This is a genomic window from Streptomyces altiplanensis, assembly GCF_053591575.1.
This window is the reverse complement of the sequence record NZ_JBSFUB010000008.1, coordinates 49015-62203: the sequence shown is the minus strand read 5'-3', so window position 1 is coordinate 62203 and position 13189 is coordinate 49015. Positions and strand designations below refer to the sequence as shown.

14 protein-coding genes are annotated in these 13189 nt (G+C 71.8%); 9 read left to right on the top strand and 5 right to left on the bottom strand.

Annotated elements, in window-relative coordinates:
• Positions 1–6 precede the first annotated feature (6 nt).
• The gene (locus ACWD0Y_RS05870; RefSeq protein ID WP_450259278.1) at positions 7–1164 is read left to right on the top strand and encodes an acetylornithine transaminase; all 1158 of its coding nucleotides are present in this window, start codon (positions 7–9) and stop codon (positions 1162–1164) included.
• A gap of 5 nt (positions 1165–1169) precedes the next feature.
• Entirely contained in the window at positions 1170–1712 is a 543-nt protein-coding gene (locus tag ACWD0Y_RS05865) for an arginine repressor (RefSeq protein WP_069929634.1), read from the top strand.
• Positions 1713–1729: 17 nt separating this feature from the next.
• Here ACWD0Y_RS05865 and ACWD0Y_RS05860 read toward each other — a convergent pair whose 3' ends face one another.
• Both ACWD0Y_RS05860 and ACWD0Y_RS05855 read right to left on the bottom strand, forming a co-directional pair.
• Positions 1730–2311 carry a pyridoxamine 5'-phosphate oxidase family protein gene (locus ACWD0Y_RS05860; RefSeq protein WP_450259216.1) on the bottom strand — a complete coding sequence of 194 codons (582 nt, stop codon included), beginning with the start codon at positions 2309–2311 and terminating at the stop codon, positions 1730–1732.
• 59 nt (positions 2312–2370) lie between these two features.
• Positions 2371–3729: an NAD(P)/FAD-dependent oxidoreductase gene (locus tag ACWD0Y_RS05855; RefSeq protein WP_450259215.1), complete on the bottom strand. Its 1359-nt coding sequence runs from the start codon at positions 3727–3729 to the stop codon at positions 2371–2373.
• 476 nt (positions 3730–4205) lie between these two features.
• Here ACWD0Y_RS05855 and argH point away from each other — a divergent pair, with 476 nt between their 5' ends.
• The 3 genes from argH to ACWD0Y_RS05840 all read left to right on the top strand — a co-directional run bounded on the left by argH (position 4206) and on the right by ACWD0Y_RS05840 (position 7894).
• The gene (gene argH / locus ACWD0Y_RS05850) at positions 4206–5633 is read left to right on the top strand and encodes an argininosuccinate lyase (RefSeq protein WP_450259214.1); all 1428 of its coding nucleotides are present in this window, start codon (positions 4206–4208) and stop codon (positions 5631–5633) included.
• Positions 5634–5795: 162 nt separating this feature from the next.
• Positions 5796–6347 carry a TetR/AcrR family transcriptional regulator gene (locus ACWD0Y_RS05845; protein ID WP_450259213.1) on the top strand — a complete coding sequence of 184 codons (552 nt, stop codon included), beginning with the start codon at positions 5796–5798 and terminating at the stop codon, positions 6345–6347.
• Positions 6344–7894: an MFS transporter gene (locus ACWD0Y_RS05840; RefSeq protein WP_450259212.1), complete on the top strand. Its 1551-nt coding sequence runs from the start codon at positions 6344–6346 to the stop codon at positions 7892–7894. Before ACWD0Y_RS05845 ends, ACWD0Y_RS05840 begins: the two co-directional genes overlap by 4 nt.
• Positions 7895–7970: 76 nt before the next feature.
• Here ACWD0Y_RS05840 and ACWD0Y_RS05835 read toward each other — a convergent pair whose 3' ends face one another.
• Complete coding sequence (locus ACWD0Y_RS05835) at positions 7971–8642, bottom strand: lysophospholipid acyltransferase family protein (protein ID WP_069929641.1); 672 nt, start codon at positions 8640–8642, stop codon at positions 7971–7973.
• 250 nt (positions 8643–8892) lie between these two features.
• Here ACWD0Y_RS05835 and ACWD0Y_RS05830 point away from each other — a divergent pair, with 250 nt between their 5' ends.
• The 3 genes from ACWD0Y_RS05830 (at position 8893) to ACWD0Y_RS05820 (ending at position 11257) form a co-directional block, all read left to right on the top strand.
• Positions 8893–10056: a glycerophosphodiester phosphodiesterase gene (locus ACWD0Y_RS05830; RefSeq protein ID WP_450259211.1), complete on the top strand. Its 1164-nt coding sequence runs from the start codon at positions 8893–8895 to the stop codon at positions 10054–10056.
• An 87-nt stretch (positions 10057–10143) separates the two neighbouring features.
• A complete protein-coding gene (locus ACWD0Y_RS05825) occupies positions 10144–10716 on the top strand; it encodes a sigma-70 family RNA polymerase sigma factor (protein ID WP_450259210.1) in 573 nt (190 codons plus the stop codon).
• A 37-nt stretch (positions 10717–10753) separates the two neighbouring features.
• Positions 10754–11257 carry a GNAT family N-acetyltransferase gene (locus ACWD0Y_RS05820; RefSeq protein WP_450259209.1) on the top strand — a complete coding sequence of 168 codons (504 nt, stop codon included), beginning with the start codon at positions 10754–10756 and terminating at the stop codon, positions 11255–11257.
• A 124-nt stretch (positions 11258–11381) separates the two neighbouring features.
• On the opposite strand, the gene ACWD0Y_RS05815 is transcribed toward ACWD0Y_RS05820, so the two are convergent.
• Both ACWD0Y_RS05815 and ACWD0Y_RS05810 read right to left on the bottom strand, forming a co-directional pair.
• The gene (locus tag ACWD0Y_RS05815; protein WP_450259208.1) at positions 11382–11810 is read right to left on the bottom strand and encodes a hypothetical protein; all 429 of its coding nucleotides are present in this window, start codon (positions 11808–11810) and stop codon (positions 11382–11384) included.
• Positions 11811–11812: 2 nt separating this feature from the next.
• Positions 11813–12172 carry a hypothetical protein gene (locus ACWD0Y_RS05810; protein WP_093801802.1) on the bottom strand — a complete coding sequence of 120 codons (360 nt, stop codon included), beginning with the start codon at positions 12170–12172 and terminating at the stop codon, positions 11813–11815.
• Between the two features lie 88 nt (positions 12173–12260).
• On the opposite strand from ACWD0Y_RS05810, the gene ACWD0Y_RS05805 reads away from it, so the two are divergent.
• Positions 12261–12908: an HAD family hydrolase gene (locus ACWD0Y_RS05805; RefSeq protein WP_450259207.1), complete on the top strand. Its 648-nt coding sequence runs from the start codon at positions 12261–12263 to the stop codon at positions 12906–12908.
• Positions 12909–13189 lie beyond the last annotated feature (281 nt).

Below are 13189 nucleotides of genomic sequence, written 5' to 3'. Positions count from 1 at the left end.
GGCGTCATGACGGACAACTACGGCACGCCCGGGCTGTCGCTCGTACGCGGCCGGGGCGCGAAGGTCTGGGACGCCGACGGCAAGGAGTACGCCGACTTCGTCGGAGGCATCGCCGTGAACGCGCTGGGCCACGCCCACCCCGCGATCGTCGAAGCCGTCTCCCGTCAGATCGCCTCCCTCGGCCATGTCTCGAACCTGTTCGTCGCCGAGCCGCCCGTGGCCCTCGCCGAGCGGCTGATCCAGATCTCCGGCCGCCCCGGCCGGGTGTTCTTCTCCAACTCCGGCGCCGAGGCCAACGAGGCCGCCTTCAAGATCGGGCGCCTCACCGGCCGTACGCACATGGTCGCCACCGAGGGCGGCTTCCACGGCCGCACCATGGGAGCCCTCGCGCTCACCGGCCAGCCCGGCAAGCGCGAGCCCTTCCTGCCGCTCCCCGGCGACGTGACGCACGTACCGTTCGGAGACGCCGAGGCGCTGCGCGCCGCCGTCACCTCCGACACCGCGCTGCTGGTCATCGAGCCGATCCAGGGCGAGCTCGGCGTCGTCGTCCCGCCCGAGGACTACCTGCGGGCCGCCCGCGAGATCACCCGCGCCACCGGCACCCTGCTCGTCCTCGACGAGGTCCAGACGGGCATCGGGCGCACGGGCCGCTGGTTCGAGTACCAGGGCCACGACGGCGTCGATCCCGACATCGTCACCCTCGCCAAGGGACTCGGCGGCGGGCTCCCGATCGGCGCGACCCTCGCCTTCGGCGAGGCGGCGGACCTCCTCAGGCCCGGCCAGCACGGCACGACCTTCGGCGGGAACCCCGTCGCGTGCGCCGCCGGACTGGCCGTACTGGACACCATCGCGGCCGACGGGCTCCTCGACCACGTCAAGCGGATGGGGGAGAAGCTGCGGGACGGAATCGAGTCACTCGGGCACCCGCTCGTCTCCCACGTCCGTGGCGCCGGCCTGCTCCTGGGTATCGTGCTCACCGAGTCGCTCGCTCCCCAGGTGCAGCAGGCGGCTCAGGACGCCGGTCTCCTGGTGAACGCGCCCGCCCCCGATGTCGTACGGCTCATGCCGGCGTATGTCATCGGAGACGACGAGGTGGAAACGTTCCTCCAGGCCCTGCCCGGCGTTCTCGACACCGCACACGGGGACCGACGATCCGGAGAATGACACCGATGACCGAGGCGCAGGCGCAGGACAACGAGCACGGCGGCCAGGCCGTACCGCAGACCCGCACCGCCAGGCACCGCCGGATCGTGGACATCCTGAACCGGCAGCCGGTGCGGTCGCAGAGCCAGCTGGCGAAGCTCCTCGCCGACGACGGGCTGAGCGTCACCCAGGCGACGCTCTCCCGGGACCTGGACGAGCTGGGCGCGGTGAAGATCCGCAACACCGGCGGCGAGCTGATCTACGCCGTGCCGAGCGAGGGCGGCTTCCGCACCCCGCACGCGCCGCTCGGCGAGTCCGCCAAGGAAGAGCGCATGCGGCGCCTCTCCGGCGAACTGCTGATCTCCGCCGAGGCATCGGCCAACCTCGTCGTCCTGCGCACGCCGCCGGGCGCCGCCCAGTTCCTGGCCTCGGCCATCGACCAGGCCGAGCTGAACGCGATCCTCGGCACCATCGCGGGCGACGACACGCTGCTCCTGATCAGCCGCGACCCGGCGGGCGGCCAGGCGCTGGCCGACCACCTGCTGCGGCTGGCCCAGAACGACCGTTAGCGGGGCCGGCCCCCGGCTCAGTCCGCCCGCGCGGGCAGCGGCAGCGGCAGCGCGGGCAGGCCGTCCAGGCTCACGCCGATGTAGTCCTTCTTCTCGCAGTACGCCGCGAACTCCTCGTCCGTCTTGCGGGCGAAGTACTCGGCGTGCTGCGTCCGTTCCTCCCGGTACTCCATGAAGGGGACGGCGAAACCGCAGCTGTCGCTGATGCGCCGCGCGTGGACCACGACGATGGCGCGGGCGCTCGGCCCGTCGACGTCCTCGAACCGCGTGATGAGGCCGGCCCACCGCGGGTCGTCCCGGAACACGGCCTCGCCCTGCCCGTGCACCCGCAGCACCTTGGGCGGCCCGGTGAAGGCGCACCACATCAGGGTGACGCGCCCGTTCTCCCGTATGTGCGCGACGGTTTCCGCGGTGCTGCCGCCGAAGTCCAGGTACGCCAGGGTCGTCTCGTCCAGCACGACGAGCGTCCCGGCCCTCCCCTTGGGGGACAGGTTGACGTGTCCGTCGGCGGCCAGCGGGGCCGTGGCGGTGAAGAAGACCGGCTGGTCCTCGATGAAGGTGCGGATCCTGCCGTCTATGCGGTCGTAACGCTTTCCCATGCCACGGATTATGCGCTCCGACTGCCCGCCGGGGGCAGGATTTCACCTGGTGGAACGGTCTAGGACCTGGCCGCCAGCGGCCTGCTGTGTTCGCGGACCTGGTCCGGGGTGAGGTACACGGAGGTGTTCTCGAAGTCCTGGAGGGTGCCCGCCCGCCGGGACTGGAAGTCCGTACGGACGAAGTCGTCGCCCGCGACGGCGTTGAGCGTCCAGTTGGTCACGACCCGGGTCCTGGCGGTCATGGTGGGCAGGGCCAGCAGGTGGTAGCCGCGGGCCACCGCCTGGGCGGGAAGACCGTGCAGCTCCATGCCCAGGGGCTTGGAGACCGCGTCCCTGCCGCCGAGGTCCACGACCAGGCCGAGGTCCTTGTGGATGTACGGCTTCAGCGGCATGCCGCGCAGCCGGGCGACGATGTTCGACGCCAGGGCCTTGCCCTGGCGCTGGGCGTGCTGGGCGGTCGGCGGGCACACCGCGTCACCGCCCTTCGCGAGGTCGGGGACCGCTGCCGCGTCGCCCGCCGCGAACAGGCCGTCGAAGCCGGGGACGGTCAGCTGGGGCGTGGCGGCGAGACGGCCGCGTACGGTCTCCGCTCCCAGCGTGGCCACCAGGGGGCTCGCGGCGACTCCGGCGGTCCAGATCAGGGTGTGCGACGGCAGCGTACGGCCGTCGGTGAGCTTGACGCAGGTCGCGTCCACAGAGGCGACCGAGGTGCCGAGGGAGAACTCGATGCCCCGGTAACGCAGCATCGCCATGGCCTTCTCGCCCAGCTTCTCGCCGAGCTCCGGCAGCAGCCGCGGGGCCACGTCCACCAGGTGCCACTTGATCTGCGCGCGGTCCAGGCGCGGGTAGCGCCTGACGGCGGCGGAGGTGAGGCGCTGCAGGCAGGCGGCGGTCTCGGTGCCGGCGTAACCCCCGCCGACCACCACGAACTGCAGCCGCGCCGCGCGGTCGGCCTCGTCGGAGGTGGCGGCGGCGATGTCGAGCTGGGCGATGACGTGATCGCGCAGCCACGCCGCCTCGGCCAGGGACTTCATGCCGCGCGCGTGCTCTTTCAGGCCCGGGATGTCGAAGGTCCGGGTGGTGGATCCGGCGACGAGGACGAGCTGGTCGTACGGTTCGGCGACCACCTCGCCCGTGACCTTCCTGATCACGCACACCTTGGCCTTGGCGTCGATGCCGATGGCGCCGCCGGGGCAGATGCGGGTGCGGCGCAGCCGGCGGCGCAGCGACACCGCGACGGACTGCGGGGTGAGGACCCCGGCCGCCACATGCGGCAGCAGCGGAAGGTAGAGCTGGTAGTCCGACGGTGACACCAGCACCAGTTCGGCCTCGCCGGGAGACAGTTTCCGTTCCAGCCGCTGCAGGCACTCGACCCCGGCGAAACCCGCGCCGACCACGAGGATCTTCGGTCGCGTCATAGGTGTCCACTGCTCCTTACGGCTGCCGACGGCTGTTCCTCCTCCACCTTCGGCGTTCGAAGCGGCGGCCGCCCGTCGACCGGGTGCATTCGGGGGGCGGGACCCCGGAGCGTGCCGCGGGCCGGGACCCGGGGCGGCATTGACGAAACATACGGTGGAGTGCATACTTATGCCTATCGCTGCATGCATCGCAAGGAGAAGCCCGTGACCGAGCGCGTCGCACTCGCCTGCTCAGGCGGCCGGGGCACCTCCGTCGCCGTATCGGGGCCGGCGGGCACGCCACCGGCGACGTCCGGATGGCCCTGCACGGTGGCCGCGCCGTCGTCACCGGCCAAAAGCCCGGCGAGTCGCCGCACGGCGTGATCCGCAGGCACGACCTGACGTGACCCGGCACCACCAGAACTCGTTCGACAGTCGCCTCCCCGGCCCGCCGCGGCGGGGAGGCCGCACATCCCCACCCTTGAGGAGCAGTAGCTGTGAGCAGCAACAACGGTGACGTCAGGCTCTGGGGCGGCCGCTTCGCCGACGGGCCCGCCGAGGCCCTCGCCAAGCTGTCCGCCTCCGTCCACTTCGACTGGCGGCTGGCACCGTACGACATCGCCGGTTCGCGTGCCCACGCGCGCGTGCTCCACAAGGCGGGGCTGCTCACCGAGGACGAGCTGGACCGCATGCTGGCCGGTCTCGGCCGGCTGGAGGCCGACGTCGCGGACGGCTCCTTCACCGGCACCATCGCCGACGAGGACGTGCACACCGCCCTGGAGCGCGGGCTCCTGGAGCGGCTCGGCGCCGACCTCGGCGGCAAGCTGCGCGCCGGCCGGTCCCGCAACGACCAGGTCGCCACGCTCTTCCGGATGTACCTGCGCGACCACGCCCGCATCATCGGCGGCCTGATCGCCGACCTCCAGGACGCGCTCGTCGGTCTCGCCGAGGCGCACCCGGACGTCGCCATGCCGGGCCGTACGCACCTCCAGCACGCCCAGCCCGTCCTCTTCGCCCACCACGTCCTGGCCCACGTCCAGTCCCTGTCCCGGGACGCCGAGCGGCTGCGCCAGTGGGACGAGCGGACGGCCGTGTCGCCGTACGGATCGGGGGCCCTGGCGGGTTCGTCCCTCGGCCTGGACCCGGAGGCGGTCGCCGCCGACCTCGGCTTCGAGCACGGCTCCTCGGCCAACTCCATCGACGGCACGGCGTCGCGCGACTTCGTCGCCGAGTTCGCCTTCGTCACCGCGATGATCGGCGTCAACCTCTCCCGGATCGCGGAAGAGATCATCATCTGGAACACGAAGGAGTTCTCCTTCGTCACCCTCCACGACGCCTTCTCCACCGGCTCGTCGATCATGCCGCAGAAGAAGAACCCGGACATCGCCGAGCTCGCGCGCGGCAAGTCCGGCCGCCTCATCGGCAACCTCACCGGCCTCATGGCGACCCTGAAGGCCCTGCCGCTCGCGTACAACCGCGACCTCCAGGAGGACAAGGAGCCGGTCTTCGACTCCTGCGACACCCTCGAAGTCCTGCTGCCCGCCTTCACCGGCATGATGGCCACGCTCACCGTCAACCGCGAACGCATGGAGGAACTGGCCCCGGCCGGCTTCTCGCTCGCCACCGACATCGCCGAGTGGCTGGTCAGGCAGGGCGTGCCGTTCCGGGTCGCGCACGAGGTCGCCGGCGAGTGCGTCAAGGAGTGCGAGCGGCACGGCATCGAGCTCGACGAGCTCACCGACGAGCAGTTCGCCAAGATCTCCCCGCACCTGACCCCCGAGGTGCGTACCGTCCTGAACGTCGCGGGCGCCCTCGCCTCGCGCGACGGCCGCGGCGGCACCGCCCCCTCCGCGGTCGCGGTCCAGCTCGCCGAGGTGAAGGCCGACCTGGCCGCCCAGCACGCCTGGGCCACCGCCAAGAGCTGAGCCGTTCCGGACGCCGCCGGATGCCACTGGACGCCGCCGGGGGCACCCGGACGCCCCTCCCCGCGCGAGCCCGCCCGCGAACCGCTGGGCACCGCTTGCGCGGGGCGTGCGCGTCATGACCTTGCGAGACACTGATGTCTCATTCGGGGTTATGGTCGTCCCATGACTGTCGATCGCGAGCAGGTGCTCCGCACCGCGGCCGCCCTCCTCTCCCGCAGGGCGACCGCGACCATGGACGAGGTCGCCAGGGCGGCCGGCATCGGCCGGGCCACCCTGCACCGCCACTTCGCCGGGCGGGACGCCCTGGTCAAGGCGCTCGAAGTGCTCGGCATCCGCGAGTTCGAGGCGGCGCTCGACGCCGCCCGGCTCGACGAGGGGTCCGCCGAGGAAGGGCTGCGCCGCCTCATCGCGGAGATCGAGCCCGCCGCCGGCCTGCTCGCCTTCCTCGTCACCGAGAACCAGCTCTTCGAGGGCGCCCACGTCAACGAGGGATGGGGCCGTCTGGACGCGCGGGTCTCCGCGCATTTCCGGCGCGGACAGCAGCAGGGCGAGTTCCGGATCGACCTCACCCCGGCCTGGCTGACCGAGGCACTGTACGGGCTCATCGGCACCGGCGCGTGGGCCGTCCAGGACGGCCGGGTGGCCGCGAAGGACTTCCAGTACATGATCGTCGAGTTGCTGCTCGGCGGAGCACGTCGGAACGTAGAGCAATGACGAGTAGCGGCCGGCACCAGGTGGCGCGGAGCGCCGTCCACCATCCCGGCCGCTGGCTGGCGCTCGGCGTCCTCGTCCTCGCCGTGCTGCTGGTCGCCGTCGACGCGACCGTGCTCGGCCTCGCGACCCCCTTCCTCAGCGAGGACCTCCAGCCCTCCGGCACCCAGTTGCTGTGGATCGGCGACGTCTACTCGTTCGTCATCGCCGGCCTGCTCGTCTCCATGGGCAGCCTCGGCGACCGGATCGGCCGCAAGAAACTGCTGCTGACCGGCGCGGTCGCGTTCGGCGCGGTCTCCGTGCTCAACGCCTACGCCACCAGCCCGGAAATGATGATCCTCGCCCGCGCGCTGCTCGGCGTGGCCGGTGCGACGCTGATGCCGTCCACGCTCGCGCTGATCCGCAACATCTTCCACGACGCCGAGGAACGCAGCTTCGCCATCGGCATCTGGGGCGCGGCGGCCTCGGCCGGCGCGGCCGTCGGCCCGGTCGTCGGCGGCTTCCTCCTGGAGAACTTCTGGTGGGGCTCGGTCTTCCTCATCAACGTGCCGGTGATGCTGGTCCTGGTCCTCGTCGGCATCAAGCTGCTGCCCGAATCCAAGGACCCGTCGCCGGGCCCGTGGGACCTGCTCAGCGTCGGGCTCTCGCTCGTCGGCATCATCTGTTTCGTGTACGCCGTCAAAGAGACGGCCGCGCACGGTCTCGCCTGGGACAGCGGGCTCACGGGGCTGGCCGGACTGGCGGCGCTCTTCTGGTTCGTACGGCGCCAGCTCACGCTTCCCTCGCCGCTGCTGGACATGCGGCTCTTTCACCACCGGGGGTTCTCCGGCGCGGTCCTCGCCGACCTGCTGACCATCCTCGGCCTGTCCGGCCTGGTCTTCTTCCTCTCGCAGTTCCTGCAACTCGTCCAGGGGCGCACCCCGCTGGAATCGGGCCTCATCGAACTGCCCGCGGCGGCCGGCGCGGTGGTCGCCGGACTGGCCGCAGGGTACGTGGCGCGCAGGCTGTCGGTCCGCATCGCGGTCTCCGGTGGCCTGGTGGCGCTCGGGCTCGGCCTGCTGACCTGCACCGTCGTCACGGCCGACACCGGCGTGCCGATGCTGGTCGCGGCCATGATCGTCGGCGGCATCGGGGCGGGCCTGGCCTTCACCGTGACGGCCGACGTCATCCTCTCCAGCGTCCCCAAGGAACAGGCGGGAGCCGCGTCGGCCGTCTCCGAGACGGCGTACGAACTGGGCGCGGCGCTCGGCATCGCGGTGCTCGGCTCGATCGTGACGGGCATCTACCGCAGCTTCAGGGTGCCCCAGGGCACCCCCGCCGACGTGGCGGACGCCGCGCACGACTCCCTGGGCGGAGCCGTCGAGGCGGCGGAGTCCCTCCCGGCCGACCAGGCCGCCGCGCTCGTCGCGGCGGCGCAGGACGCGTTCACGGACGGCTTCCAGGCGGGCGCGTGGGTGGGGTCGGTGGTGCTGTTGGCGACAGCGGTCGCCGCGTCGTTCATGCTGCGGGGCCAGAAGCTGGCGAAGGGCATCGTCGACGACATCCCGTGACGCGCGGCAGGTGTACGCGAAGGGCCGGGGCACCTTGTCGGTGCCCCGGCCCTTCGCGTACTACGGTGACGCCGCCTCAGGCGGCCTTCGCCTTGGTCGCATACATGTCCACGTACTCCTGGCCGGACAGCCGCATGACCTCGGCCATCACCGAGTCCGTGACCGCGCGCAGCACATAGCGGTCGCGGTCCATGCCCTCGTAGCGCGAGAACTCCATCGGCTCGCCGAAGCGCACCGTCACCTTGCCGGGGCGCGGCAGGCCGGCGCCGCCCGGCTGGAGCTTGTCCGTGCCGATCATCGCGAACGGCACGACCGGAGCGCCGGTCATCAGCGTCAGGCGGGCGATGCCCGTACGGCCGCGGTAGAGGCGGCCGTCGGGGGAACGGGTGCCCTCCGGGTAGATCGAGAAGATCTTGCCCTCCTCGAGGACCCGGCGGCCCGTCATCAGCGCCGCGACGCCGCCGCGGCCGCCGTCCCGGTCCACCGGGATCATGCCGCAGCTGGTGAAGAACCAGGCCATCAGCCGGCCCTTGAGCCCCTTGCCCGTGACGTACTCGTCCTTGCCGATGTAGTAGACCTGCCGGTCGCAGCAGATCGGCATGATCATCGAGTCGATGAACGTGAGGTGGTTGCCCGCCAGGATGACCGGTCCGGTCCCGGGGATGTTCTGGGCGCCCTCCACCTGTGGGCGGAACATCAGGCGCAGGATCGGTCCGAGCACTGCCTTGATGAGCGCGAGACGGGACAACGGTTCCTCCGGTGTCGTGGCCGGGCGGGCCTGCCTGGCCTGGCCTGATTCTTTTCTGGACGAAATCTGTGCAGGTGAGGACGATACTCGCGGGCCCCGCCCGACCGCACATCGGGTTCATCACTTCGATACGCAGTGTTGACGTGTGTTTCCACTGCGTTCCGTCCAGAGCCTCGTCCGCGTAAGACGTAGGCGCCTACGATCGGGCCTTCGCTTTCGGCGGGTACGGGACACCACAGGAGGAACGTTCATGACACAGGGCGGACAGACGGACCCCGGGCGGCGCACGGTTCTCGGCGTGGCCGGGCTCGGCGCGGCCGTACTCGGTGCGGGCGGCGTCACCCTCGGGCTGCCGGGTACGGCGGGAGCCGACGGCGGCAAGGGCCGCGGTGGCTACCGCGACCTGCCCGTACCGACCGTCGTCGCGCACCGCGGAGCCAGCGGCTACCGCCCCGAGCACACCATCGGCTCGTACCAGCTGGCCCTGGACATGGGCGCGCACGTCATCGAGCAGGACCTCGTCCCCACCAAGGACGGGCACCTCGTCTGCCGCCACGAGAACGACATCACGGGGACCACGGACGTCGCGGCACACCCCGAGTTCGCCGACCGCAAGGCGACCAAGTCCGTCGACGGCGTCTCCCTGACCGGCTGGTTCACCGAGGACTTCACGCTCGCCGAGCTCAAGACGCTGCGCGCCAAGGAGCGGATCCCCGGCACCCGGCGGCAGAACACGCTGTACGACGGCCGCTGGACCGTTCCCACCCTCGAAGAGGTGCTGCGCTGGGCCGAACGGGAAGGGCGGGCCCGCGGCCGGCGGATCTGGCTCCACATCGAGACCAAGCACCCCACCTACTTCCGCGGTCTCGGCCTCGGCCTCGAAGAACCGCTCGCCAGGCTGCTGCGCAAGTACGGCCGCCACAAGAAGGACGCACCGAACTTCCTCCAGTCCTTCGAGCCCAGCAGCATGCGGCGCATGGCGGAGCTCGTCGCCGCTCCGCGCGTCGTCCTGCTGGACGCCGCGTCCAGCAGGCCCTGGGACTTCGTCCGGGCGAACGACCCGCGCACCGTCGCCGACCTGATCGAGCCCGAGGGCCTGGAGTGGATCGCCGGCTTCGCCCAGGGCATCGGCCCGACCCTGAACCTGATCATCCCCAGGGACGCGGCGGGCAGGCTGGGCAAGCCGACGACGCTGGTACGGGACGCGCACGCGCAGGGCCTGATCCTCCACCCATACACGATGCGCAACGAGAACACCTTCCTGCCCGCGGACTTCAGGCGCGGTACCGACCCGGCGGCGTACGGAGACGCCTTCGGGGCCCTCAAGGTGTACTTCGAGCAGGGCATCGACGGGATTTTCTCCGACCACCCGGACACGGCACTGCTGGCGGCCGCCGACTTCACGCGCCGCTGACACACGGCGGGGCGGCGGATGCCCACGGACGGGTGACGGTCCCGCCGTGCGGCAACCGCCGGCCGCCGACGGCACGTCCCGCCTGGCATGACCCCCACCGCGCCCGCCGCCCCGCCCGCTCCGCCCGTCCCGTCCCGGGCCGTGTCGTCCCACCTCTTCAGCACGCTGCGCCCCCTGCTGGCCGCCGAGGCCGGCGCGGAGGCGGCCGGCGGGGGAGTCGATCCCGGCGACCTCGAACAGACCGTATGGCTACGGCTCCTCGAACTCCTGGACGGAGCGGGCCCGCCGCCCGACCCGGCGGACTGGCTGCTGCGCGCCGTACGGGACGAGGCGCGCCTGGCCCGCCGCGCGACGCGGCGCGAACTGCCGCACCCCGCCCCGCCCGCCGCGACCACGGACACCGCCTGCCCGGAACGCGCGGCGCTGACCGCGGAGCGGCGCCGCGTGCTGCGCGAGGCCGTCGGCAGACTGCCCGGCAGGTGCCCGCGGCTGCTGGACGCGATGCTGTCGCCGGCCGACCCCACCTACCAGGAAATCGCAGGGGAGTTGGGAATGTCACAAGGCAGTTTGGGGCCGATGCGTTCCCGTTGCCTGGGATGCCTGCGCAGAATGCTCGCGGCGGAGGTTGCAGCTCCTGGGCAAAGGGGAAGGGAGCGATAAGCAACCGGCGTATCAGGCGAGCGGGAGGCATGCACACATGGGCATGAGCGTGACCATCTCAGCGGCAACGGCGCAGGATGCCGAGCAGATCCTCAAGTTGCAGTACCTGTGCTACCAGAGCGAGGCCGAGCTCTACGGCGACTACACCATCGAGCCGCTCACCCAGACGCTCGACGACCTGCGGGCCGAACTCGGCCGCAGCCACACCCTGGTGGCCCGGCTCGGCGACGAGGTGGTCGCGTCGGTGCGCGCAGCCGTCGACGAGGCGGGGACCGCCCGGATCGCCAAGCTCATCGTGCACCCCCGGATGCAGCGGCACGGGCTCGGCGGCCGGCTGCTCGACGCCATCGAGGAGTACTTCGCCGGGGAGCCCGCGGCCAAGCGGTTCCAGCTCTTCACCGGTCACCGCAGCGAGGGCAACCTGCGGCTGTACCGCAGCCACGGTTACGCCCCGGTCGCCACCGAGCAGATCGCCCCGGGCTTCTCCCTGGTCACCCTCCAGAAGGAGACGGCGGCCGAGGCGTACGTCGCGAGCGCGTAGGGCGCCCACCGGGCGTGTCCCCGATCCCGGGCGGGCCGGACTTTCCGGCCCGCCAGGCGACCGGGACCAGGCGACCGGGACCAGGCGACCGGGACCAGGGACCCGGGGCCCCGCAGGGCGTCCGCTACCCGCGCCGCGCCTTCCGCAGCCACAGCAAGCCCGTGACCGGCAGCAGCACCGGGATGAACAGGTACCCCCTGCCGAACGCCGACCAGACGGTGGCGTCCGGGAACGCGGACGGCTCGATCACCGTCCACGTCCCCACCACCAGCACACCCACGAGTTCCGCCGCGCAGCACACCAGCGCCGCCCTGCGCGCGGTCTCGCCGCCCCGCACGAGCGTGTACGTGATGAACGCGTAGACCACGGCAGCCACGGCGGACAACGTGTAGGCGAGCGGCGCCCGGCCGTACTCCGTGACGATCTGGTAGACCGAACGGGAAACGGCGCCGACCGACATGACGCCGTACAGCCAGACCAGCAGCAGCCCGGGTCCCTTCACCAGCCGGGTGCGGGCGCGGTTCCGCTCCTCCTCGGCGACGGGCTCGCTCATCCTCACCCTCCCCAGATGTCGTGGAGCCGGACTTCGAGCACGGCCAGTACGACCGCGCCGGCCGCGACCGTCACCGAGCCCCAGCGGGTCCGCTCGGCCAGGGAGAGGAAGCCGGCCGCGGGCACCGCCGCGAGCGCCCCGACCAGATACGAAACGAAGATCACCGCGCCCTGGTCCGGCTTCTCGCCGCGTGCCAGCTGCACGATGCCGACCACCAGCTGGACGAGCGCGAGCAGGGACACCACGGCCATGCCGATGAAGTGCCAGTCCTTGGTGGGCTGATCGCGATAAGCGGCGTAACCGCACCACGCGGCAAGTGCGAGCGCGGCCACGGAGACCGTGACCGTCAGGGCGTCAAGCATGACGACGAGCGTATTACGGGCCGGGCGGCGGGTGAGCGCAGGGGCGGGCGTACGGGCGGGCACACGGCCGGGCGTAGGGTCGGGCACCATGAAGATCGACGCCGAGGCCCTGCTGTTCGACAACGACGGAACGCTGCTCTCCTCCATGGAGTCGGTGATCCGCTGCTGGACCCGCTGGACACAGGAGTACGGCATATCGGCGGAGGAGTTCGCGGCCGTGGAGCTGCACGGCCGCCCCGCGGCGGAGATCGCCGCGGACCTGCTGCCCGCCGACGTGGTGCCGGGCGCGGTGGCCCGTATCGAACAGCTCGAGGTCGAGGACGTGGCCGGGGGCGTCGTGATCCTTCCCGGCACCGCGGAACTGCTCGCCTCACTGCCCGCCGAGCGCTGGGCCGTGGTCACCTCGGCCTCCCGCAGGCTCGCCGGGGCGCGCCTCGCCGAGGTCGGCATCCACCCCAGGACGCTGATCGCCGCCGACGACATCACGCGCGGCAAGCCCGACCCCGAGCCCTTCCTGCTGGCGGCCCGCAGGCTCGGGGTCGACCCGGCGCGCTGCGTGGTCTTCGAGGACGCGCCGGCCGGGCTGCGGGCCGGCCGCGCGGCGGGGATGAAGACCGTGGCGTTGGCCACAACACACGACCGCTCGCAGCTGGTCGCGGACATCGTCGTGGAGAATCTCTCGGCGGTGTCCGTGCAGGCCACGGACGGCGGCGTGAAGATCGTCGCGGAGGACTGAGCGCACTCAGGCCACGATCCACCGCGAGACAGAAGTGTCCGCTATACGGACAGCGCTGATCGGCGCGTACCTGCGTCTGGTTTACTCATCGCATGACCACGACGAGCAGCCGCACCCTTGCGACCGAGGCGACGATGACGCCCGGTGCTCGTTGTATGTGTCGAATGTGCGCCTTCTGAGGGCCCCTGCCTGAGCCTCGCGCCCCGAAGCGAGACCCGACAGCCCGCCCCGTGTCCGCCCGAGTGCGTCCGTACTCGAAGGACCGGGCCCGCCCCGCGCAC

Bases quoted from the DNA above. Each gene is read 5' to 3' on its own strand.
- ACWD0Y_RS05845 (WP_450259213.1), top strand. From the start codon at position 5,796: ATGACTGTCGATCGCGAGCAGGTGCTCCGCACCGCGGCCGCCCTCCTC.
- ACWD0Y_RS05825 (WP_450259210.1), top strand. From the start codon at position 10,144: ATGACCCCCACCGCGCCCGCCGCCCCGCCCGCTCCGCCCGTCCCGTCC.
- ACWD0Y_RS05815 (WP_450259208.1), bottom strand. From the start codon at position 11,810: ATGAGCGAGCCCGTCGCCGAGGAGGAGCGGAACCGCGCCCGCACCCGG.
- ACWD0Y_RS05860 (WP_450259216.1), bottom strand. From the start codon at position 2,311: ATGGGAAAGCGTTACGACCGCATAGACGGCAGGATCCGCACCTTCATC.
- ACWD0Y_RS05855 (WP_450259215.1), bottom strand. From the start codon at position 3,729: ATGACGCGACCGAAGATCCTCGTGGTCGGCGCGGGTTTCGCCGGGGTC.
- ACWD0Y_RS05830 (WP_450259211.1), top strand. From the start codon at position 8,893: ATGACACAGGGCGGACAGACGGACCCCGGGCGGCGCACGGTTCTCGGC.
- ACWD0Y_RS05840 (WP_450259212.1), top strand. From the start codon at position 6,344: ATGACGAGTAGCGGCCGGCACCAGGTGGCGCGGAGCGCCGTCCACCAT.
- ACWD0Y_RS05805 (WP_450259207.1), top strand. From the start codon at position 12,261: ATGAAGATCGACGCCGAGGCCCTGCTGTTCGACAACGACGGAACGCTG.
- ACWD0Y_RS05870 (WP_450259278.1), top strand. From the start codon at position 7: ATGACGGACAACTACGGCACGCCCGGGCTGTCGCTCGTACGCGGCCGG.
- ACWD0Y_RS05810 (WP_093801802.1), bottom strand. From the start codon at position 12,172: ATGCTTGACGCCCTGACGGTCACGGTCTCCGTGGCCGCGCTCGCACTT.
- ACWD0Y_RS05865 (WP_069929634.1), top strand. From the start codon at position 1,170: ATGACCGAGGCGCAGGCGCAGGACAACGAGCACGGCGGCCAGGCCGTA.
- ACWD0Y_RS05820 (WP_450259209.1), top strand. From the start codon at position 10,754: ATGGGCATGAGCGTGACCATCTCAGCGGCAACGGCGCAGGATGCCGAG.